Genomic DNA, 21,666 nt, shown 5'->3' with positions numbered 1-21,666 from the left:
GCTTCATGGCTGGCGTCGCAAATCGGCGGCGGATCAGCGTTGCAACAACCATTCGTGCACCGGATCGTTCTTGAAATGCCATTCGCGCCTAGGCCCGGCCATCACGTTCAGGTAATAGCTGTCGTAGCCGTGCGGCGCCACCACCGGGTGATATCCCCGCGGCACCATGACCACATCGTGATTTTCCACTGCCATCGATTCGTCCAGCGAACGATCGTCGGTATACACGCGCTGGAACGCAAAACCTTGCGGTGGATTCAGGCGATGATAATAGGTCTCTTCGAGAAAACTCTCTTGCGGCAGGTTGTCGGTATCGTGCTTGTGCGGCGGATAGCTCGATGAATGGCCGCCCGGCGTCACCACTTCCACCACCAGCAAATGATCGGCCGGCTCGCTTTGCGGCAGGATATCGCAGACATAACGCGTATTGCTGCCCTGCCCGCGCACTGAACGTTTCGCCATTCCAGGTTCTATCAGGCGCGCACCCAGATCGCCATGGCCGGGAGCGCTGCAGACCGCGATTTCAGCATCGCCATGCGCGGTGACGGTAACGCCATGGCTATGCGGCACATACACCGCATACGGCGAGCTTTGATCGAATACGCTTTGACGTTCGCCGATTTCCTTCCAAGCGTGATCGCCAGCCTGCACGCTGACCACCCCGCGCAGCACTACGATGCATACTTCGCGCCGGACCGTATCGAAACTGATTTTCTCTGCTGCCGCCAATCGATATGCCGCAAAGCCGACAAAGCGCCAACTCGCCGACTGCGGCGTAACACTGACGATTTCCCGTCCTTGCGCGTGTCCCTTGACGAGCAAGCTCATGCCGCCTCCTTGGCACTTCCTGCCTCGATGGCGCTCACCAGATCCGCCAAATGACGATAACCCATTTCGGCATATTGATAGCTCGGGGCGACAGCCGGATCCTGTTCTGCTTCAACGACCAACCAGCCGGCGTAGCCATGCTGATACAACAAGCGCAACAGACCGTCAAAGTCGATAGCGCCATCGCCCGGTACGGTAAAAGCGCCATTGATCACCGCCTGCAGGAAACTCCAGTTGCCGTTGCGCGCCATCTTCACGACTGCCGGCCGCACGTCCTTACAATGGACATGGCAGACGCGCTTGATATGCTGCTCCAGCACTTTCAGAGGATCGCCGCCGGCAAACGTGACATGGCCGCTGTCAAACAGCAAGCCGACTTCATCGCCGCTTAATGCCATCAGGCGGTCAATATCGGCGGGAGTCTCGACATAGGCGCCCATGTGATGGTGATAAGCCAGGCGCACGCCATGCGACAAAGTAAAGCGCGCAAAGGCGGTCAGTTTGTCGGCGTATTGCTGCCATTCCAGATCGTTCAGAAACCGCGGGCGCTTATACAAGGGATCCGGTCGGCCCTGGATGGCATTGGCAACTTCACCGTACACCATTACCTTGGAGCCGTTTTCCGCCAATAGACGCAGATGCGGGCCGACTGCAGCAATTTCATCCTCCACGGAACCAGTCGCCAGACGACCGGAATACCAGCCCGAGATGCATTCAAGCTGATATTTACCGAGCAGTGCCGCCAGCGCCGCAGGTTCCTTCGGAAATTTGTTGCCCAGCTCGAAGCCGCGATAACCGATTTGCACACCCTCGCTCAACGCCACTTCCAGCGGCGTCTCGCCACCCAGCGATGGCAAGTCATCGTTCATCCAGGAAATCGGGTTGATGCCGATCTTTACGTTAAATGTCATGGTCTCTCTCACCGTATCTATCTCTCTATTAACATTCACACTTATCACTCAGATTTTTTGGCTGTGCCGGGTTTGCTCGTATTCAGCTCTTGCCTTCTGCACCTGCTGCCGCTGCGATACTTCCGGCACCGCCACTTCCCACCAGCAACCACCCTCTTCCGTGGTACGCGTTGGATCGGTATCGATACATACCAGATAGGTGCGGTCGGCAGCACGCGCCCGTTGCAGCGCCGCTTCCAGCTGGGCGATGGTCTTGACGTTTTCCGCCAGCGCGCCAAGTGACTTTGCATGCGCCGCAAAATCGATGGCTGGCGCGCCATGCTGGCCTTGCAGGCAATCTTCCAGCATGTTGTTGAATGGCGCGCCGCCGCATGCCTGCTGCAGGCGGTTGATGCAACCATAGCCGCGGTTATCCAGCACCACGATGATCAATTTTTTATCCAGCATGACCGAGGTAGCGATTTCCGAATTCATCATCAGGTAGCTGCCGTCGCCAACCATCACGATCACGTCGCGGTCCGGTTGCGCCAGCTTGACGCCGAGGCCGCCGGCAATTTCGTAACCCATGCAGGAGTAGCCATACTCGACGTGATAACCGCCGGGAGTGGAGGTACGCCATAATTTGTGCAGCTCGGCCGGCAAAGTACCGGCGGCGCAAACCACGATATCGTGCACGGTCGAATCGATGCTGGAGCGCTGCACCGCGCCAATCACTTCACCGTCATACGGCAGCGCCGGGGCTTCAATTTCACGCCTGCCGGTAATGTTGTCGACGGTAGCACGCCATGAGTTGGCCTGTTCCAGCGCCAGCGCATGCCAGTCCGTGCCGGCGCGCCAATCTTTCAAACCCTGCGACAAGGCTGCCAGGCCTAACCGCGCATCGGACAGCATCGGCGTCGCCTGCCATTTGATGGCATCCACCGCATTGACATTGATGCTGAGCAGTTTCGCCTGACCGAACAGAGAGTGTGAGCCAGTCGTAAAATCTTGCAGCCGCGTGCCAACCGCAATCACCACATCCGCCTTTTGCGCCAAGGCATTCGCTGCCGGCGAACCGGTTACGCCGAGTGCGCCCAGCTGCAAGGGGTGACGCCAGGCCAAAGCGCTTTTCCCGGCCTGCGTTTCCGCCACCGGCACGGCATGTTTTTCAGCAAAACAGCGCAGTGCTTCGGTCGCTTCGCCGTACAATACGCCGCCGCCGGCAATGATCAGAGGTTGCTTCGCATCCTTCAGCAAATCCAGCGCCGCCTGCAGCTCATCCACAGCCGGCCCCTGAGCGCGGAATTTCACCGTTTTCGGTGCAAAAAAATCGACCGGATAATCGTAAGCCATGGTTTGCACATCTTGCGGCAAAGCCAACGTCACCGGGCCGCATTGGGCGGCATCGGTCAACACCTGGATCGCCCGCGGCAGCGCTGTCAGCAACTGTTCCGGATAGTAGATGCGGTCGAAATAGCGGGACAAAGGCTTGAACGCATCGTTAGCGGAAACGCCACCATCCTGGAAATTTTCCACCTGCTGCAATACCGGATCAGGACGCCGCGAAACAAAGATATCGCCCGGCAGCAGCAATACCGGCAAGCGGTTCACGTGGGCCAGCGCTGCAGCGGTCAACAAATTGGTAGCGCCTGGCCCGATCGAACTGGTGACCGCCATCATGCGTCGACGCATATGGGTTTTGGCATAGGCGATTGCGGCGTGCGCCATGGCTTGCTCGTTGTGCGCGCGATAAGTCGGCAATTGTTCCCGGTGTTGATACAAAGCTTCGCCCAGGCCGGCTACATTGCCATGGCCGAAAATCGAGAACACGCCGCCAAACAAAGGCACCTCGTTACCTGCCTCTGCGGTATCGACGCGCAAGGCCGCCAGATAGCGCACCAGCGCTTGCGCCATGGTCAGGCGTATGGTTTTGGCTGCACTCATGCTGCGCGCTCCGCTGTGTTGGGTTGATCTTCACTACGGCTGGCTTGCCAGACACCGATAAGCTGCTCGAAAGTCGTCCGCACCTGCTGGATCAGCGTAGCATCATCTATCTGCCCTTGCAGCCAGCGCTTGGATGGCTCATGGAAAATCGTCCGTCCAACCATGAAACCGCGGCAAGTCTTGCTATGGCGCGAGGCGCGGAAACCGGCCGCAAGTTCTTCCACCGGCGCCGCCAGGCCCAGCAACACCACGCCGCGACAATAAGGATCGCGCTCGGCAATCAGGCGATCGATCGCATCCCACTGCTGCGCCGACATGGACTCCAGCTTCCACCACTCTGGATAAATGCCCAGGTTGTACAAGCGCTTGATGCCACGCAGCACGGTATCGTCCGCCTTCGGCAAATCCTTGGGCGGGATGATCTCCAGCAACAATTCATGGCCGCTGACCTGGATCGCGTCATACAAGCCGCGAATCTGCGCTTCCTGCTCCAGCCGTTTTTCTACCGCGTCATCCGGGTGAAACTGCACCAGGCACTTGACCACGTGTTCCTTGGGCCAGCTCAGCAGATGCGAGCCTATCGAGCGGCCATAGTCGAATTCCAGCGGATTCGAAAGCGGGAGTTCGACCGCATGGCCGACCCACCAGCCACGCCCGGTGGCGGCGTTCAGTGCATCCTGGCCGTAACTGTCGTCAGACAAGATACCGATCTTGCCTTGCAAGCCCAGCGCCTGTTCGGTCGCGGCGACGGCTTGCACCAGCAACTGCTTGAGCTGCGGCAAGCGCGCTTCGCTGACGCCAGATTCACGTGCCAGTTCAAAGAACTGGTTGCGGTGATCAAAGGCAAATACATTGACTTCATCCCAGTTTTTACGCGGCACGGTTACCCTATGCAAACGCTGCAGATGCGCGTCCTGGTCCGGTCGCTGCATGCGTTCGGCATGCTTTAGAAAATAAGCCAGTTCGACCGGCGTCGGCATCGCCGGCGCACATGCATGGCGCGACACTACCAAGGCGCCGCACGCGTTGGCATAGCGACAGCAATTTTCATCGCTTTCACCATTCAGCCAGCCTTTCAGGAATCCCGACAGGAAGGCATCGCCCGCGCCCAGCACGTTTAACACCTCGACTTGCACACCCTTATAGTTGAATCCGTCATCCAGCGCCTCAGGAATCGCGCCATGAATTACATTACAGCCCAGCGGGCCGCGCTTGACTACCAGCGAAGCCTGGCTGACCGCACGCACTGCCTGCAGAGAAGCGATGATGTCCCGGCCGCCGCCGGCAATCATGAATTCTTCTTCGGTGCCGACCACCAGGTCGAATTTCGGCAAGATTCCTTGCAGATGCGCGGTTACGCCATCGTTCGCGATAAAGCGCGTCTCGCCATCACCTTTTTGGGTCAGCCCCCACAGCACCGGCCGGTAGTCGATATCCAGCACCGTGCGGACATTATTGCGGCGCGCATACTCCAACGCCAGGCTGCTGCTACGATGCACCTGCTGCGTAGAGAAATGGGTGCCGGTAATCAGCAGCGCCTTGCTGGAAGCGATGAAGGCTTCATCGATATCCTCCTCCGCCAGCGCCATGTCGGCGCAGTTGTCGCGGTAGAAGATCAACGGGAAGGTATCTTTATCCTTCAAGCCCAGCATCACCAGCGCAGTCAGCCGTTCCGGATCGACCTTGATATGGCTGACATCACAACCTTCCGCCGCCAGGGCGGCCGTCAAAAACTGGCCATTATGTTCATTACCGACCCGTGCCAGCATCGCCGATTTCAATCCCAGCCTGGCGCAACCGAAAGCGATATTGGCTGAAGACCCGCCCAGGTATTTAGCAAAACTGCTGACATCCGACAGCGGCGCGCCGATTTGCTGCGCGTACAGATCCACCGCCAGGCGACCGATACAAACCACGTCGAGCTTGCGGCCAGGTGCGAAGGTGTTGTTGGTGTGTTGCATGAGCGCGTCCTTAACTTGATCTTAGATGCTTAAACTGAGATGCATAGATGTAGGCTCGGGCCTAGACCTGTATCCCTTCCAGCTGATTCATCAGTGTCTGCATTTCTGCGCCGCCCGCCATCATGTCCAGTACTTCATCCTTGCTGACATTGTCCTTGGTGAAAGTGCCCATCGATTTGCCACGATTGAGCAAGGTAAAGGAATCACCGATCGGATAGGCGTGATGCACATTGTGGGTAATGAAAATTACCGAGATGCCACGCTCGCGCGCCTTGTGGATCAGCTTCAGAACATTGAACGATTGCTTGACGCCCAGCGCCGCGGTCGGCTCGTCGAGAATCAACACCCGGGCGCCGAAGTGAATCGCACGGGCGATCGCCAGGCATTGTTTTTCACCGCCGGACATGGTGCCGATCGCATGATGCGGATCGCGCACCATGATGCCCATTTCCGCCAGCTTTTCACGCGCCGTCTCGGCCGCATAGTCGATGTCCATGACGGTGATGCCGAACACTTTCTTGGTCGGCTCGCGGCCCATGAAGAAATTGCGCGCCACCGACAGCAGCGGCACCAGCGCCAGATCCTGGTAAACGGTTGCCACGCCAACATCCAGCGCTTCTTTCGGTGAGTTGAAAGAGACCGGTTTGCCGTCGACCAGGTATTGCCCTTCCGACGGCTTGTGCACGCCGGCCAGCGTCTTGATCAGGGTCGACTTACCGGCGCCGTTATCACCCAGCAGGCAATGCACCTCGCCTTTTTTCAAACGCAAGGTGACATTTTGCAAAGCAATCACCGAACCGAAATACTTGCTGACGTTTTCCAGAGCCAGAATAGTGTCACTCATGATTACCTCGCCTCCGTCACGCGGCGACGGACATAATTGTTGAACAACACAGCCACCAGCAGCATCACGCCGAGGAATACCCGGAACCAGTCTGAATTGAGATTGGTATAAGTGATGCCTATCTGCACCACGCCAAAGATCAAGGCGCCGAAGCAAGCCCCGATCACCGAACCATAGCCGCCGGTCAGCAAGGCTCCGCCGATTACCGCAGCGATGATGGCTTCAAATTCCTTTTGCAAGCCACGATCTGCCGCCGCCGAACCGACGTCTGCCACTTGCAGTACGGCGAACAGGCAGGCGCAGAAGGCGGTAAACACAAACAACGTAATCTTGACCCGTTTCACCGGTACGCCAACGTTCTTGGCGGCATTGGCGTCACCGCCAACAGCGAAGATCCAGTTGCCGAATCGGGTCCGCGCCAGGACGAAACTTGCAACCACCGCCAGCACCAGCCACCAGATGATGACCTTGGGGATGCCGGCAATCAGCGGCTGGCCATTAGCCACGGTGGCGATCCAGCCGTGGCTGGCCAGCCAGTGAAACAGCCCGCTGCCGAAATTTCCAGTGAACAGCATGCTGCCAAGCCAGTCATGCGCAGCCAGGTCACCGACGCCGCTGACAATGGTACGGTTGGCAAACATGATCGACAACGCCAGCGTCAAACCGCGCAAGATAAACATGAACGCCAGCGTGACGATAAAAGAAGGTAGCTTGGTCTTGACCACCAGGTAGCCGTTGAGCCAGCCCAATGCCATGGAACCGGCAAATGCAAACAGGATTGCCAGCCAGAACGGCCAGTGAAAATAGACGGTAGGAATCGCCACCATCATGCCGGCAAAACCGATCATCGAACCCATCGACAAATCGAACTCACCGGCGATCATCAGCACACACGCGCCGATTGAGATCAGGCCCAGGTAGGCCGCCACCTGCATCCAGTTGATTACGCCGTCCAGGTTGAACATGCCGGAATCGCCTGCGGCAAAACCGAAGATGATAAACACCAGGATAGCGCCGGCCAGCGAGGCAAACTCCGGACGTCCCAGGAAACGCTTGAGCGAGCCTTCCTTGCGAACCCGCTCGTCTTTCGGAGCGACGTTCTGCTGCGCTGGGCTATTGCCGTCGGCACCTAGCTTGTCAGCGTGCGCACTGCTTGAATTCATGACTGTATCTCCTGCTGTGTTGGCCAGTAGTCAGGCTGCAAACCCGGATTCAGACTGGCGACTTGACGGGGTGTGGCGAGATCGTTCGGACGTAGCACGGCCCGGGTGATTCGTACCCCGTGGATTTCAATTTACCGACTGTCCGCAGCGTCGTTGCTACGGACAGTCGTGTAGGGCAAGGCGAGGCGAGGCGCCAGATCAGCGATATTGGCCTGCGTATTTCACCACTTTGTCTAGATTGTCTTTGGTAATGTAGCCAGGGCCGGAGCTGATGTGGCGCGGGCCATAGATCGGCGCCAGGCCATATTCTGCCAGTCGTGCCTGGAACTTCGGATTGGCTTTCAGCTTGGCCTGAATGGCAGCGACATCGGTGATCTTGTCTTGCGTCATGATGGCCAGGACAGCAACCGGGATGTAGCCCTGCAGGTAGGGTTGCTGGTCGATCGCAAACTGCACCGAACCATCCTTGATGCCCTTGGCGACTTCCTCAGACAAGTCGAAAGTGGCGAACCACATCTTGCCCTTCAGTCCCATTTTTTGCAGTGCGCGCAGGCTTGGCGAGGCCGAATCCGGACCGAGCGCCAATACCGCTTGCGTACCCGGGTTATTCCGCAGATAAGCGCTTACCTTGCTCTCGATACCGGTAGGATCCTGGCCGGCATCCAGTGTTGATTTTTTATAATCGACGCCGATGGCATCGGCAAAACCGCGGCAACGCTCGAACGAAGACGGGTTAGTTGCGTAGTGATTGACGCACAGGAAAGATTTGATGCCTACAGCCTTGGCTTTTTCACCGGCGCCATGGCCCGCATCGTATTCCGGCTGGCCGACATGCATGATGGCGCCGAGTTCTTCACTTTGCTTCTGGGTGCCGGAATTGATGGTCACCAGTGGAATTTTCTTGGCGGTGACGTTTTCCATGGCTTTTTTCAGCACGCTGTAATCGGCGATACTGGCGATCACGCCATCGTAGTGACGTGCTGCCGCTTGCTCGATCAGGCGCGACATGTCGGCCAGGTCGCCATTCGGCGGATTGCGGTAATCGACGGTGACATTGAAATCTTCACCGGCCTGCTTGATGGCATTCTTGATGGTGTTCCACCATGAGTCGGAATCCGGTGCATGGCTGATCAGAACGAATTTCTCATTTGCTGCATAACTACTGTTCATGGCGCCAAAGCCCATCGCCAGCGCCGTCACCATCAGGACCTTGGCCAGGCCCTTGCATCTGAGTCGTTGCATAGTTATCTCCGTTGTTGTTTTATTCATTACTTGCAGGCTGACCGCCCGGATCCGATAGCGTCATCGGTACTAAACAATAGAACAAGCGCATTCGGTATGCAACGTTTTTTTCAATTAAATTTAATTTAGAATTTTATTTCCATGTGTTGGATTGAATCCATAGAATGTCTTTATAATTGCTTCACAATATAAATTAGAAAGAACGCCATGGCAGATACACCGACTGTCGATCAGTTGATGCTGCAAATCGCGGAACAATACGCAACACTTTCGCGGCAGTTGAAGATCATTGCCACCTACGTAGAACAGCATCGCAGCAGCCTGATGCTGGAACGAATCAGCGATATCGCCGAGCACTGTCAGGTGCAGCCGTCCGCAATCGTGCGCTTTGCCAAGCAATTCGGCTTCAGCGGCTTTAGCGAGATGCAGGCGGTTTTCCGCGATGCCTATACGGCGCAGGCGATTCCGTCGCAGAACTATCAGCAACGCATCCGCAAGCTGATCGACGCTAAGCCTACCCCGCTCACCGGCGGCTCGATGGCACGCGAATTCATCGCCGCCAGCCGCAGCGGCCTCGATGAATTATTGAACGGCATGGACGACGTGCAGTTTGATGCAGCTGTAAAGCTGCTGCAGAAGGCTGAGAATATCTATGTCATCGGCGTGCGCCGCTCTTTCCCGATCGCCACCTATATCGTGTATGCCTTACAACACACTAACAAGCGGGTGCACCTGCTGTCCGGCCTTGGCGGCATGATCCGCGAGCAGATCCGCAGCATAGGCAAGAACGACGTGGTGATCGCCATCAGCTTTACGCCCTACGGTAAGGAAACCCAGGCTTGCGTCCGGCTTGCGCATCACCATCAGGCCAAGTCGCTGGTCATCACCGATAGCCAGCTGAGTCCGCTGGCCAGGCATGCCTCGGTATTGCTTACCGTGAAAGAAGGCAGCGCCTTCGCCTTCCGTTCACTGACCAATGCGATGTGCCTGTGCCAGGCGTTGTTTATCGCCTTGGCTTATAGGTTAGAGCTTAATGTGGAGGAAAGCGGCGCAATTGAGGGTTATGACGAGTAAATGACCAGGAAACTGCAATAGAATTCCCTTCATCAAATGCTTTCATGCACTTAGGGCTGACTATGGCGGAACTTAAACAGATGACTGGCAAACGTGCTCAACCGCGCAACGAAAAATCAAGGCTTGCCGCGGGCGACGGCGGCGGCTATGTTGTTGACATGAATGCAAGAATCGCCAAACTTGAAGGATTTGCGCTGGATACCCGCGACCGCCTTTCCCGCATAGAGGAAAGGCTGGAAGCATGTGCCACAAAATCCGATGTCAAAGACCTTGAATCCACCATGCATAAGGAATTGCATGGTTTGACCTGGAAACTCATCGGTATTGCAGGGGTGTTGGTTTCCATGGTCTATTTCGTAGCAACTCAAGTAAAAACTTAAGTCCAATCTGCTTTTAACAGCACAACTCGCAGGTGGTCTCCGGGGTTCATCACGGGTTTCATAACATCACTGGCTGTTTTGAAAGCAGCGATTCGCGCATGGCGATGCCGATGCGCGTCGCCTCGGTAGCATCATCGAGAGTCAACTCCAGTTTGCGCTGCCAGCGTATGGCATCCACGAAAGTACTGACTTCCGTCAGGAAGGCATCCTCGAAACGCTCGAAGAAACTCGGCAGGCATTCGTTGCGAAAACCGTGAGCGTCGGCAATTTCCAGGCGATTCTTGCGCGGATTGCTCCCCACAGTCAAACGCCCTGCCGTACCGGTTATTTCAGTCATGGTGTCATGTCCGTGCGGCATGGTGCGCGAGGCGTAAAAGGTTGCTATCCGGCCGTTGTCGAATTCACAGATGGCGACGCCATTATCGACGTCTTGAAACTGTTGTAAATCCTGATGGATGGCCCGGGTGCCACTGGCGTAGACCCGGACCGGCTGCGGATTGCCGAGCAGCCAGCGCGCCAGATCGATATCGTGCACGCTGCAATCAAGGAATATGCCGCCGCTGGTGGCAGCGAATTTAACGAAAAAGCCATCCGGATCATACTGGTCGCAAGTCTGCGAATGCACCATGAACGGCGAGCCGATCGCGCCTTGCCGGATCTTCTTCCAGGCATCCTGATAGCTGGCGTCGAAGCGACGCACAAAACCTATCATTACTTTCAATTGCGGATGCCGTGCTGCCTCGGCGCTGACGCGGCGGCAATCTTCCAGATCCAGCGACAAGGGTTTTTCGCAAAACACATGTTTTCCGGCTTGCAAAGCCTGGATGATTTGCTGCGGATGCAACGATGTCGGCGTCACCAGGAACACCGCATCCAGCCCGTCATGCGTCAGCATCGCCGTGTAATCGGCATACAGATGCGGTACCTGAAGCGTGTCGCGGGCCCACTCGAGCTCTGCAGGCAAGGGGCTGCATGCAGCGACCAGTTCGGCGCCGGCAACGCGCGATGCCAGGTTTTCGGCGTGGCGCCGCCCTAGCCTGCCCAGGCCCACAATGCCGACTTTCAATGTTGGAGCGTGACTCATTTTGCCAACTCGATGGTGCGGTTTTCACGCCACGACAGCGTCGCCGCCTCGGCCAGTTCCAACGCTTTGACACCGTCTTCTATCGTGGTGCGCACCGCGACCTGGTTGACTACTGCGTCAAAAAAATGGGCGATCTCACGGGCATAGGCTGCGCGATAGCGCTCCAGGAAGAAATGTTCCGGCTTGTCGGCACTGACGCTCTGCCCAGTCGCAGCGGTCACTTCGGTCGGTTTGTGGTTTCCGGCCTGCAGCATGCCTTTGCTGCCCAATACTTCGAAGCGCTGATCGTAGCCGTAGGCGGCGCGGCGGCTGGTATTGATCTGGCACAGGCGGCCACGGCGGGTGCGGATAGTGACTGCCGCGCAATCGATATCGCCGGCCTCGGCAATCGCCGGATCGCTCAGGCAACTGCCGGTAGCCGAGATGCTGACCGCCTCGTCTTCCAGTATCCAGCGGAAGATATCGAAGTCATGGATCAGCATGTCCTTGAAAATACCGCCTGAGCTTTTGATATAGGAAACCGGCGGCGCGCCGGGATCGCGGCTGGTGACGATGAGCATTTCGGGATCGCCGATTTCCCCCGCGGCCAGGCGCGTCTTGAGGGCATCGAAGGTCGGGTCGAAGCGGCGCTGGAAGCCGATCATGCAAGTCACTCCAGCTTTCGCGACGGCGCTGGCACATGCCTTGGCGCGTTCCAGCGTAAGGTCGACCGGCTTCTCGCAAAAAATCGCCTTGCCTGCTGCCGCTGCCCGCATGATCAGCTCCGAGTGGGTGTCGGTGCTGGAGGCAATCAGTACTGCGCCTATGTTCGGATCGGCCAGAATGCGATCGATATCCGCCACCTGCGCGCCATGCTGTGTCGCCAGCTCTTGCGCGGCCTGGGTATTGATATCGCTGACGTATTTCAGATTGGCGCCCGGTTGCAGCACCAGATTGCCCGCATGGATCTTACCGATACGGCCGGCGCCGAATATTGCCACGTCAATCATGTCTGGTCTCCGTTTATGGACTGGTTTTACTTTCGCTTTCTGCCATTGTAGGCACGAATCTTAAAAATAGAAACAATTTTTCGTTTATTTTTACAATCGAATATTTTTTGCATGACGGCGAGCTTGCTTGCTCGCCTGCCATGCAGTTATAAACAACTCTTAAACAACTTTTAACGCAGGCGTAACCTATAACGCGCCGCAAGCGTAGCGATCACGCTCAACAATGCCCCGCCGATCACATAGAAAGTCACTGCCAGCTTGTTATCGGTAACAGCGATCAGCCAGGTAATGGTCATGCCGGCGAAACCGCCGAAAATCATCACGGCGATGTTGTAGCTCAAGGACATGCCAGTGCCGCGTGTCTGGACCGGAAAGATATCGGACAGCAGTGCCGGCATCGACGCGAAATACATGGTCATCAGCAGCCCGATCACCCCTTGCACCAGCAACAGGTTGATAAAGCTCGGATTGAGCGACAGCCAGGAGAACAACGGGTAAGTCAGCAGTACGAACAAAACACTGCTGCACAACATGAACGGCGTGCGGCCGTATTTGTCGGACAGATGGCCAACCAATGGCGAGAACAACAGCATGATCACGCCGGCCAGGATGGTGGCGCTGAACGATGCCGTCGAGGTCATGCCCAACTGCTTGACCGCATAGGTCGGCATGTAGACCACCAGGTAGACCGATACGGTGGCCATGATGACGCTGCCGGAACCGATCAGCAAACGCATTTTCTGACTGGTCATGATGTCGCGCAGCGGTGTGCTGGTGGCGCTGGCCTGGGCAAACTCAGGCGACTCCTCCAGATTCCGGCGGATGTAGTAGCCGGCCGGCCCGATCAGCAAACCAAAGAAAAATGGCAAACGCCAGCCCCAGGACTCCAGCTGATCGGTAGACAATTGCGACGACAGAAGTGCGCCGGCTACCGCAGCCAGCACGATACTCAGGCCCTGGCTGGCAACCTGCCAGCTGGAAAAGAATCCTCGTCGGTGCGGCGCATGCTCCACCAGGAATGCGGTCGAACTGCCGAATTCGCCGCCAGCGGAAAAACCCTGCAGCAAGCGGGCCGCAACGATGCCGGCCGGCGCCCACAGGCCGATTTGGGCGTAAGTCGGCATGATCGCGATCAGCAATGTACCGATCATCATCAGCAGGATCGATAGTGTCAGTGCGGCCTTGCGGCCGACGCGATCAGAGTAGGCGCCGATAACAACCGCACCCAGCGGCCGCATGAAAAACGAAACGCCGAAGGTAGCAAAGGTAATCAACAGTGAAACGGTCTGGTTCTCGGTCGGGAAAAACAGCTTGGCGATAGTGACCGCCATGGCGCTGTAAAGCAAAACATCGAACCACTCCAATGCATTGCCGATCGACGATGAAATGACAGCGCGCCAGGTTTGCGGGTGCTGTTCAAATGGTGCTGCGGTGCTGGCTGCTTTACTGCCGATTGCCGTGCTGCTCATAGTTAAATCCCTTTATTTTGGTCTGGCTATTGCGATAGCCAGACGGGTTTTTTCTGCAACGATTCCTCAGTGCTTCCCCTACGTTATACCTCTCCTCCCCCTTCTTTCACACCTGATTGCGATGTTGCATCACAACATGAATTCATCTTGCAAAGAGTTTGGCGAGCACGTATAAATCGAATGTAATCGATTACATTTAAATTTACCAGAGCAACGTTTTCCAGCACATGCCATCAAAAAACACGCCCGTCTCGATTGCCGCTGTAGCCATGCACGCAGGTGTATCTGTAGCGACCGTATCGCGTGTGATGAACGGCCTGGATGGCGTGCGGCCGGTGACGCGCGACAAGGTGCTGGCCTCCGTGACGGCCTTGGGCTATCGCATGAATCACCTGGCCCGCAATCTGCGCACGGCCGCCAGCCGGCTGTTGCTGACCATGGTGCCGGATGTGGGCAATCCGTTTTATTCCGAAATCGTCCGTGGCATCGATAGCGTCGCGCGCGAGCACGGTTATTTCGTCATGCTGTGCGATACCGGCGCCGACGAAGGCCGCGAAAGCGCATATTTCGATCTGTTGCGCACGCACCGGGCCGACGGCGCGATCTGCCTCGATCCGGATACGGTGCAACACGCACTAGCCAATGAATCGAACGTTTTACCGTGGGTCGCGTGTTGCGAATTCGATCCCGCCATCGCCGTGCCGTATGTAGGGGTGGACAACTATCGCGCCGCCGGCGACGCCGTGCGCCATTTAATCGAACGCGGCCACACACGTATCGGATTAATCAATTCGGATCAACGCTACCGCTATGCGCGTGAGCGCCAGCGCGGCTACCTTGACGCCATGCGAGCAGCAGGATTACCGATACACCCTGAATGGCGTCAACTGGTCGAAAGTCTAGACTACGATGCCGGCAAACACGCAGCGTTGCAAATGATGGCGCAGCCAGAAGCACCCAGCGCCATATTCGCGGTATCGGATACGCTTGCTATCGGTGCGCTAAGCGCGATGCGCCAGCTGAATAAGCGCGTACCCGAAGAGGTTGCCGTCATCGGTTTCGACGATATCGCAATTGCAGCGCAAACCTGGCCGCCGCTGAGCACCATCGCCCAGCCCATGCGGCTGCTTGGGGAAACTGCGGCGAAGCTGTTGCTCCTACGCCTGGCGGATCCGGAGGCCAAGGTGCAAGGCGTACTGCTAGATCATCATCTGATCCAGAGAGAGAGTAGCTAACCATGGCCGCTGCGGTGCGCTTCGTGAATATTCGCAAGGATTTTGGCGCGGTGCGGGTGCTGCATGGCGTCAGCTTCGATCTGAAGCTGGGCCGGGTGTACGGTTTGCTCGGCGAAAACGGCGCCGGCAAATCCACCTTGATGAAGATTTTGGCAGGCTACGAAAGCATTACCGAAGGCGAGTTGTTCATTGATGGCCAGAGCCGTCAATTCACCGGTTCGCTTCAGGCGGAGGCTTGCGGGATTGTCCTGATCCACCAGGAGTTCAATCTGGCCGAGCATCTAACGATAGCCCAGAACATTTTCCTGGGCCACGAAAAGCGTAAAGGCTGGCTGCTCGACGATGCCGCCATGCGTGATGAAGCGGCTATCTGCCTGGCCCAGGTGGGCCTGGACGTCAGTCCGGACACCAAGGTCAGCAGCCTGATCGTTGCGGAAAAACAGCTGGTTGAAATTGCCAAAGCCTTGTCGCGCAAGGCACGTTTGCTGATCATGGACGAGCCCAGCGCGACGCTGACGTCGACTGAAACGCAAAGACTGTTTGCATTGATGGCGCTGCTCAAGGAACAAGGCGTCACCATCATATATATCTCGCACAAGCTGGATGAAATCGAAAGCCATACGGATGAAGTCATCATCATGCGCGACGGCCGTTTCATCACCCGCGAGCCGACCGCCAGCCTGGATCGCCACCAGATGGCGAACCTGATGGTGGGACGCGATGTATCGGACATGTTCCCGGCCAAGGCGCCACCACCGGCAGATGCTCCGGTACTGCTGAAGGTGGAGTATCTGGCGGTGCCGGGCTGGATTCCCGATCTCAGTTTTGAAGTGCGCGCCGGCGAAATCCTCGGCTTTGCCGGACTCGTCGGGGCCGGACGTACCGAAGCCATGGAGGCGTTGATCGGCTTGCGCCCTCGCAGCGGCGGCCGCATTGCCATCGATGGCAAGGAGGTCGACCTGCGCACGCCACGGCAAGCCATGCAGCACGGCTTGACCTACCTGAGTGAAGACCGCAAGGGCAAGGGCTTACACGTCGACCTCGGCCTGCGCGAAAACCTGACCATCATGACGCTGGAGCGCTACGGCCATCCCTGGCTGGATCTGGCGTCCGAAAAGAAAGCACTTTCGCGCGCAATTCAAGACTTCAACATCCGCACCGGCAATCCACAAGTAAAAGCTCGCATGCTGTCCGGCGGTAACCAGCAAAAGCTGGCGCTGGCCAAATACCTGCATGCCGATCCGCGCGTGGTGATCCTGGATGAGCCGACCCGCGGCGTCGATGTCGGCGCCAAGCGCGATATTTATTTCCTGATCCATCGCCTCGCAGCCGAAGGCCGCGCGGTGATCGTCATTTCATCCGAACTGATCGAACTGATCGGTCTCTGCCATCGCGTCGCAGTCATGCGCGCGGGCGTTTTGCAAACCACGCTAGCCAGCGACCAGCTGACCGAAGAGGAGTTGATTTCCCATGCTACCGGCACCCGTTGATTCCGGCGCATCCGCCCGGCTCATGCAAAACCTCACGCAATACCTCAATCACCTGAAGGGCCTCGGCCCGGTGATCGGGCTGATCGGCCTGTGTATCGCCGGCACCCTGCTCAATCGCGATTTCGCCACTATCGACAACCTGATGAATGTGCTTACCCGCACCGCGTTCATCGGCATCATTGCGGTCGGCATGACTTTTGTCATCATTTCAGGCGGGATCGACCTGTCTGTCGGCTCCATGGCTGCGTTAATCGCCGGCAGCATGATTTACCTCATGAATATGCTGATGGGTGGCATCGGCGGCGTTGCGCCAGGGCCGCTAACCATCGTCGTGACCGGCATCGCGATGGCGCTGCTGCTCGGTCTGGCATTTGGTTACCTGCACGGCTTGCTGATTACCAAGGGCAAGATCGAAGCCTTTATCGTCACGCTCGGCACCTTGGGTATTTTTCGCTCGGTGCTGACTTATCTGGCCGATGGCGGCGCGCTGACGCTGGACAATCAGCTGTCCGATTTGTACAGCCCGGTCTACTACACCAACGTGCTGGGTATTCCGATCCCGATCTGGGTGTTCCTGGCGGTGGCGCTGACTGGTGCGCTGATCTTGAACCGCACTGCTTTCGGGCGCCACGTGCAAGCTATCGGCTCTAACGAACAGGTAGCCCGTTACGCCGCCATCCGCGTCGACTTCGTCAAGACCTGCACTTACATGCTGCTGGGCGTATGCGTCGGTATCGCGACCGTGCTGTATGTGCCCCGCCTGGGCTCCGCTTCGCCCACCACCGGTTTGCTGTGGGAACTTGAAGCGATTGCTGCCGTGGTGGTAGGCGGGACTGCGCTCAAAGGTGGTTCCGGGCGCATCGTCGGCACCATCGTGGGCGCCGTCTTGTTATCCGTAATCAGCAATATTCTTAACCTGACCAGCATTATCAGCGTGTACCTGAATGCAGCAGTACAAGGCGTCGTCATCATCGCAGTGGCGTATTTCCAGCGCGGCCGACATTAATGGTGTTCTAAAAACCTGTCGCCCACGCAATGTCAAAGTCGTTTGTGGATTTCATCATTTCAAACCGGATGCCGCTACCGGCACCTTTACCTGGAGGAGATACCATGTATTCGATCAACCGTATTTTTAGCCGTGGCTTGTTATCGGCAGCCGCTGTGACCGCAGTGACCGTAGTGACCCTTTCTGCCCTGCCCACCCACGCGGCCGAAAAAGTCACGCTAGGCGTCGCCATCCCGACCGCCACCCATAGTTTCACCGCAGGCATCGTGTGGTGGGCAAACGAAGCCAAGAAAGAGCTGGAAAAAGCGCATCCGGATCTGAAGATCATTGTCAAGACCTCGGCTACAGCGTCGGAACAAGCTAACCAGCTGCAAGACATGCTGACCGTCAACAAGATCAATTCCCTGGTGATCTTCCCGCTGGAATCTGCTGCGCTTACCCAGCCTGTGGCGCAAGTCAAGAACAAGGGTGTCTATGTCACCGTGGTTGACCGCGGCCTGACCAACACCTCCGCCCAGGATGCCTATGTCGCCGGCGACAATACGGCGTTCGGCAAACTGCCGGCTGAATATCTGGCGAAACAGCTCAATGGCAAGGGCAATATCGTAGTTCTGCGCGGCATCCCGACCACCTTGGATAACGAGCGTTTCGACGCTTTCAGCGCTGTAATGAAAGGACACCCTGACATCAAGATCCTCGATGCAAAATACGGCAACTGGAACCGCGACGATGCCTTCAAGGTGATGCAAGACTACCTGACGCGCTTCCGCCAGATCGACGCCGTCTGGGCGGCGGATGACGACATGGCAGTCGGCGTGCAAAAAGCCATCGACCAGGCCAAGCGTAGCGACATCAAGGAAATTTTCGGCGGCGCCGGTGCTAAGGGTGCGGTCAAGAAAATCATCGATGGCGACAAGATAATCAAGGCTGACGTTTCCTATTCGCCGAAATTCATTTACGACGCCATCAAGATGACTGCGGAAGCCCGCCTGAAGGGTGAAAAGCTGCCGCCTACCACCATCATTCCTTCGGTCTTGATCACCAATCAAAACGCCAAGCAGTTCTACTTCCCTGATTCACCGTTTTAATTCGCCGGTTTTATTCACCGTTCTGGTTCGCGGCCGTAGTGCTGCCGCCGGCTTGCCGCCTGCAGCACTACGCTTGAAGCAACGATCTTACAACGACCTTGCAACGAAAGGATTAGCGCCATGAAAACGATACAAGGTCCTGCCCTGTTCCTGGCCCAGTTCATGGGCGATAAAGCGCCGTTCGACACCTTGGAAAACCTGGCCAGATGGGCTTCGGCCCTGGGCTACAAAGCTTTGCAGCTGCCGACCGACGTGCGTCTGTTTGATTTGAAAACAGCCGCCCAAAGCCAGACCTACTGCGACGATATCGCCGGCATGCTGGCGCAGCATGGTTTGCAAATCAGCGAATTGTCGACCCACCTGCAAGGACAGCTGCTGGCAGTACATCCGGCCTACGACATTTTGTTCGACGGCTTTGCGCCGCCCGAGCTGCGCGGCAATTCGCCGGCGCGTACTGCCTGGGCCGAAGATCAACTCCATTGCGCGGCAATCGCCTCACGCCGATTGGGCTTGCGTGCACACGTGAGTTTTTCCGGAGCGCTGGCCTGGCCCTATCTATATCCGTGGCCGCAGCGCCCGCCGGGATTGGTTGAAGCTGCATTTGCCGAACTGGCGCGCCGCTGGCGCCCTGTGCTTGACGCTTTCGATGATGCTGGCGTCGATCTTTGCTATGAACTGCATCCCGGCGAGGACCTGCATGACGGCGTGACGTTCGAACGCTTCCTTGACGCTGTCGATCATCATCCGCGCGCCAATATCTTGTACGACCCGAGTCATTTCCTGTTGCAGCAACTGGATTACCTGGCGTTCATCGACATCTACCACCAGCGCATCAAGGCTTTCCACGTCAAGGATGCCGAGTTTCGCCCTGACGGCCGGCAAGGCGTCTACGGTGGTTACTCCGGCTGGCAAGATCGCGCCGGGCGTTTTCGTTCTCTGGGCGATGGCCAGATCGATTTCAAGGCGATCTTTTCAAAAATGGCGCAGTACGATTTTCCCGGTTGGGCCGTGCTGGAATGGGAGTGCGCGCTGAAACATCCGGAAGATGGCGCAGCCGAAGGTGCGGAATTTATCCGCAACCATATCATCCGCGTCAGTGAGCGGGCCTTTGACGATTTTGCCGATGGCCAGGTACAGCCGGCGCAGATTGCACAGATATTAGGACTGGACTAACCATGGGAATCAATCACGGCAAGCAGGAAACCAGGCTGCCACGGCGACTGCGTCTGGGCATGGTAGGGGGCGGCGACGGCGCCTTCATCGGCGCCGTGCATCGCATGGCGGCGCGCCTGGACGATCATTACGAATTGGTCGCCGGCGCTTTATCCGGCGACCCGGCACGCGCCGCATCAAGCGCTGCCGCCATTCGCCTCGACCCGGCTCGAAGCTATACCAGTTACGTTGATATGGCACGCCAGGAAGCGGCCCGCGCCGACGGTATCGACGTAGTAGCCATTGTCACGCCCAATTATTTGCACGCACCGGTCGCCACGGCGTTTTTGGAAGCTGGCATTCACGTCATCTGCGACAAGCCGCTGGCCATTTCCTTGCAAGAGGCGCAAGAACTGGCGGCCCTGGCACAACAGAAAAACCTGGTGTTCGCTCTGACCCACACTTATACCGGCTACCCGCTGGTGCGCCATGCAAAGGAATTGGTAGAGTCCGGCGCATTAGGTGAACTGCGGCTGCTGCAGGTCGAATACTCCCAGGATTGGCTGGCCGCTGAAATACCTGCGGCCGCCGCAGCTGCCGCAAGCGGCGCGCAAGATCCAGGCGCACTCGGCTGGCGCTCGGATCCAGTCCGTAACGGCCCGGCCGGCACCTTGGGCGATGTCGGCAGCCATGCCTATCAGCTGGCGCAATACATCAGCGGCGCGACGCCGACGCAACTGCTGGCCGAACTGCACACCTTTGTGCCGGGACGACAGGTAGACGATCATGTGCAAGTGATGCTGCGCTACGCCAACGGCGCGCGCGGAACCTTGTGGGCCAGCCAGGTCGCCACCGGTTGCGAAAATGCGCTACGGCTGCGCTTGTATGGCAGCAAAGCCAGCCTGGCCTTCGACCAGGAAAACCCGAACCATCTATGGTTCACCCCACAAGGTGGTCAGGCGCAATGCATCACGCGCGGCCGTGCGTCAGGCCAGGCGGCGGCGCACGCCACGCGTGTGCCGGCCGGGCATCCGGAAGGTTATCTGGAGGCGTTTGCCCAGCTGTACGTAGACGCTGCTGCGCAAATCGCCGCGCTGAGCGGCGGGCAGCCCCTGCCCGACAGTAGCCGCTATCTGACGACCGTCAAGGACGGTGTATCGGGAATGGAATTTATCGAGGCCGTACTGCGCAGCCACGCGCAGGATTCGAGTTGGGTCAACCTGCCTCGGTAGGAATGTAAAAAAGCCTCGTTGTGTGAGCAACGAGGCTTTCTTTGCAAGCGCGCTCGATTATCTCGATACGCCCTTTTTACTCCATGCTTCCAGCTGATGTGGACGCAGGCTGTCATACTCTTCGAAAGGCTGGTGAATCCATGGATTGGTCGGCAGGTAATCGACGTAAAAATCCGGCTTGAGCGAAGAACATGCCTTCCACCAGATTACCGCTGACTTCACCTCGGTTACCGGTGCATAGTTTTCTTTCAGGTGATGCAAGACCTTGTCCAGCGTAACGCCGGAATCGACCAGGTCATCCACCACCAGAACCCGGCCGGACAAGGCGCCGCGGCTCATGGTGATGTGTTTGCCGATATCGAGTTCGCTGCGAACCGTGCCGGCATCTTCGCGGTAGGAGCTGGTCGACAAGATCGCCAGCGGCACATCGAAAATACGTGAAAACACGTCGCCCGGACGCAAACCGCCACGCGCCAGGCACAGCACCTGATCGAACTGCCAGCCGGAGGCATGGACATTCAATACCAGTTTTTCAATTATGCGGTGATATTCATCCCACGAGACCCATAGGTCTTTATCATCTGACTTGTTCATA

General features: G+C 57.5%; 19 protein-coding genes. 8 read left to right on the top strand and 11 right to left on the bottom strand.

Features of this window, described 5'->3' with window-relative positions; translation table 11 throughout:
- Nucleotides 1–33 precede the first annotated feature (33 nt).
- The 7 genes from iolB to BM029_RS01270 form a co-directional block, all read right to left on the bottom strand.
- Nucleotides 34–828 carry a 5-deoxy-glucuronate isomerase gene (iolB, locus tag BM029_RS01300; protein WP_092431872.1) on the bottom strand — a complete coding sequence of 265 codons (795 nt, stop codon included), beginning with the start codon at nucleotides 826–828 and terminating at the stop codon, nucleotides 34–36.
- The gene (gene iolE, locus BM029_RS01295; protein ID WP_092431869.1) at nucleotides 825–1,739 is read right to left on the bottom strand and encodes a myo-inosose-2 dehydratase; all 915 of its coding nucleotides are present in this window, start codon (nucleotides 1,737–1,739) and stop codon (nucleotides 825–827) included. The genes iolB and iolE overlap by 4 nt, the downstream gene beginning before the upstream one ends.
- A 48-nt stretch (nucleotides 1,740–1,787) precedes the next feature.
- Complete coding sequence (gene iolD, locus BM029_RS01290) at nucleotides 1,788–3,662, bottom strand: 3D-(3,5/4)-trihydroxycyclohexane-1,2-dione acylhydrolase (decyclizing) (RefSeq protein ID WP_092431868.1); 1,875 nt, start codon at nucleotides 3,660–3,662, stop codon at nucleotides 1,788–1,790.
- Nucleotides 3,659–5,623, bottom strand: coding sequence for a bifunctional 5-dehydro-2-deoxygluconokinase/5-dehydro-2-deoxyphosphogluconate aldolase (gene iolC / locus BM029_RS01285; protein WP_092431866.1), 1,965 nt, complete (start codon nucleotides 5,621–5,623; stop codon nucleotides 3,659–3,661). Before iolC ends, iolD begins: the two co-directional genes overlap by 4 nt.
- Before the next feature lie 61 nt (nucleotides 5,624–5,684).
- Nucleotides 5,685–6,467, bottom strand: coding sequence for an ATP-binding cassette domain-containing protein (locus BM029_RS01280; protein WP_092431865.1), 783 nt, complete (start codon nucleotides 6,465–6,467; stop codon nucleotides 5,685–5,687).
- Between the two features lie 2 nt (nucleotides 6,468–6,469).
- Nucleotides 6,470–7,630 carry an ABC transporter permease gene (locus BM029_RS01275; protein ID WP_092431863.1) on the bottom strand — a complete coding sequence of 387 codons (1,161 nt, stop codon included), beginning with the start codon at nucleotides 7,628–7,630 and terminating at the stop codon, nucleotides 6,470–6,472.
- A 198-nt stretch (nucleotides 7,631–7,828) separates the two neighbouring features.
- Nucleotides 7,829–8,872 (bottom strand): sugar ABC transporter substrate-binding protein, encoded by a 1,044-nt coding sequence (locus BM029_RS01270; protein ID WP_092431861.1) that lies wholly within the window; start codon nucleotides 8,870–8,872, stop codon nucleotides 7,829–7,831.
- 207 nt (nucleotides 8,873–9,079) lie between these two features.
- Here BM029_RS01270 and BM029_RS01265 point away from each other — a divergent pair, with 207 nt between their 5' ends.
- The gene (locus BM029_RS01265) at nucleotides 9,080–9,946 is read left to right on the top strand and encodes a MurR/RpiR family transcriptional regulator (protein ID WP_092431859.1); all 867 of its coding nucleotides are present in this window, start codon (nucleotides 9,080–9,082) and stop codon (nucleotides 9,944–9,946) included.
- A 62-nt stretch (nucleotides 9,947–10,008) separates the two neighbouring features.
- Nucleotides 10,009–10,326, top strand: a complete 318-nt coding sequence (locus tag BM029_RS01260) for a hypothetical protein (RefSeq protein ID WP_139217164.1) — start codon at nucleotides 10,009–10,011, stop codon at nucleotides 10,324–10,326.
- A gap of 58 nt (nucleotides 10,327–10,384) precedes the next feature.
- Here BM029_RS01260 and BM029_RS01255 read toward each other — a convergent pair whose 3' ends face one another.
- The 3 genes from BM029_RS01255 to BM029_RS01245 form a co-directional block, all read right to left on the bottom strand.
- Nucleotides 10,385–11,410 (bottom strand): Gfo/Idh/MocA family oxidoreductase, encoded by a 1,026-nt coding sequence (locus BM029_RS01255; protein WP_092431856.1) that lies wholly within the window; start codon nucleotides 11,408–11,410, stop codon nucleotides 10,385–10,387.
- The gene (gene iolG, locus BM029_RS01250) at nucleotides 11,407–12,399 is read right to left on the bottom strand and encodes an inositol 2-dehydrogenase (protein ID WP_092431854.1); all 993 of its coding nucleotides are present in this window, start codon (nucleotides 12,397–12,399) and stop codon (nucleotides 11,407–11,409) included. The genes BM029_RS01255 and iolG overlap by 4 nt, the downstream gene beginning before the upstream one ends.
- 170 nt (nucleotides 12,400–12,569) lie before the next feature.
- The gene (locus BM029_RS01245; protein WP_092431852.1) at nucleotides 12,570–13,868 is read right to left on the bottom strand and encodes an MFS transporter; all 1,299 of its coding nucleotides are present in this window, start codon (nucleotides 13,866–13,868) and stop codon (nucleotides 12,570–12,572) included.
- A gap of 227 nt (nucleotides 13,869–14,095) precedes the next feature.
- Between BM029_RS01245 and BM029_RS01240 the strand changes: the two genes are divergently transcribed.
- The 6 genes from BM029_RS01240 (at nucleotide 14,096) to BM029_RS01215 (ending at nucleotide 21,071) form a co-directional block, all read left to right on the top strand.
- Nucleotides 14,096–15,103, top strand: coding sequence for a LacI family DNA-binding transcriptional regulator (locus BM029_RS01240; RefSeq protein WP_092431850.1), 1,008 nt, complete (start codon nucleotides 14,096–14,098; stop codon nucleotides 15,101–15,103).
- 2 nt (nucleotides 15,104–15,105) lie between these two features.
- A complete protein-coding gene (locus BM029_RS01235) occupies nucleotides 15,106–16,593 on the top strand; it encodes a sugar ABC transporter ATP-binding protein (protein WP_092431848.1) in 1,488 nt (495 codons plus the stop codon).
- The gene (locus BM029_RS01230) at nucleotides 16,574–17,599 is read left to right on the top strand and encodes an ABC transporter permease (protein WP_092431846.1); all 1,026 of its coding nucleotides are present in this window, start codon (nucleotides 16,574–16,576) and stop codon (nucleotides 17,597–17,599) included. The genes BM029_RS01235 and BM029_RS01230 overlap by 20 nt, the downstream gene beginning before the upstream one ends.
- A gap of 104 nt (nucleotides 17,600–17,703) precedes the next feature.
- On the top strand, nucleotides 17,704–18,687 hold the full coding sequence (locus BM029_RS01225) for a substrate-binding domain-containing protein (RefSeq protein WP_092431844.1): 984 nt from the start codon (nucleotides 17,704–17,706) through the stop codon (nucleotides 18,685–18,687).
- Nucleotides 18,688–18,807: 120 nt separating this feature from the next.
- The gene (locus BM029_RS01220; RefSeq protein ID WP_092431842.1) at nucleotides 18,808–19,860 is read left to right on the top strand and encodes a sugar phosphate isomerase/epimerase family protein; all 1,053 of its coding nucleotides are present in this window, start codon (nucleotides 18,808–18,810) and stop codon (nucleotides 19,858–19,860) included.
- Between the two features lie 2 nt (nucleotides 19,861–19,862).
- Nucleotides 19,863–21,071, top strand: a complete 1,209-nt coding sequence (locus BM029_RS01215) for a Gfo/Idh/MocA family protein (protein WP_092431840.1) — start codon at nucleotides 19,863–19,865, stop codon at nucleotides 21,069–21,071.
- A gap of 57 nt (nucleotides 21,072–21,128) precedes the next feature.
- Here BM029_RS01215 and BM029_RS01210 read toward each other — a convergent pair whose 3' ends face one another.
- A complete protein-coding gene (locus BM029_RS01210) occupies nucleotides 21,129–21,665 on the bottom strand; it encodes a phosphoribosyltransferase (protein ID WP_014005912.1) in 537 nt (178 codons plus the stop codon).
- Nucleotide 21,666 lies beyond the last annotated feature (1 nt).

The sequence above is a fragment of the Collimonas sp. OK607 genome (assembly GCF_900111995.1).
Taxonomy (GTDB): Bacteria; Pseudomonadota; Gammaproteobacteria; order Burkholderiales; family Burkholderiaceae_D; genus Collimonas.
The sequence above is the reverse complement of the archived record's forward strand: the minus strand, read 5'-3'. Positions and strand labels throughout refer to the sequence as shown.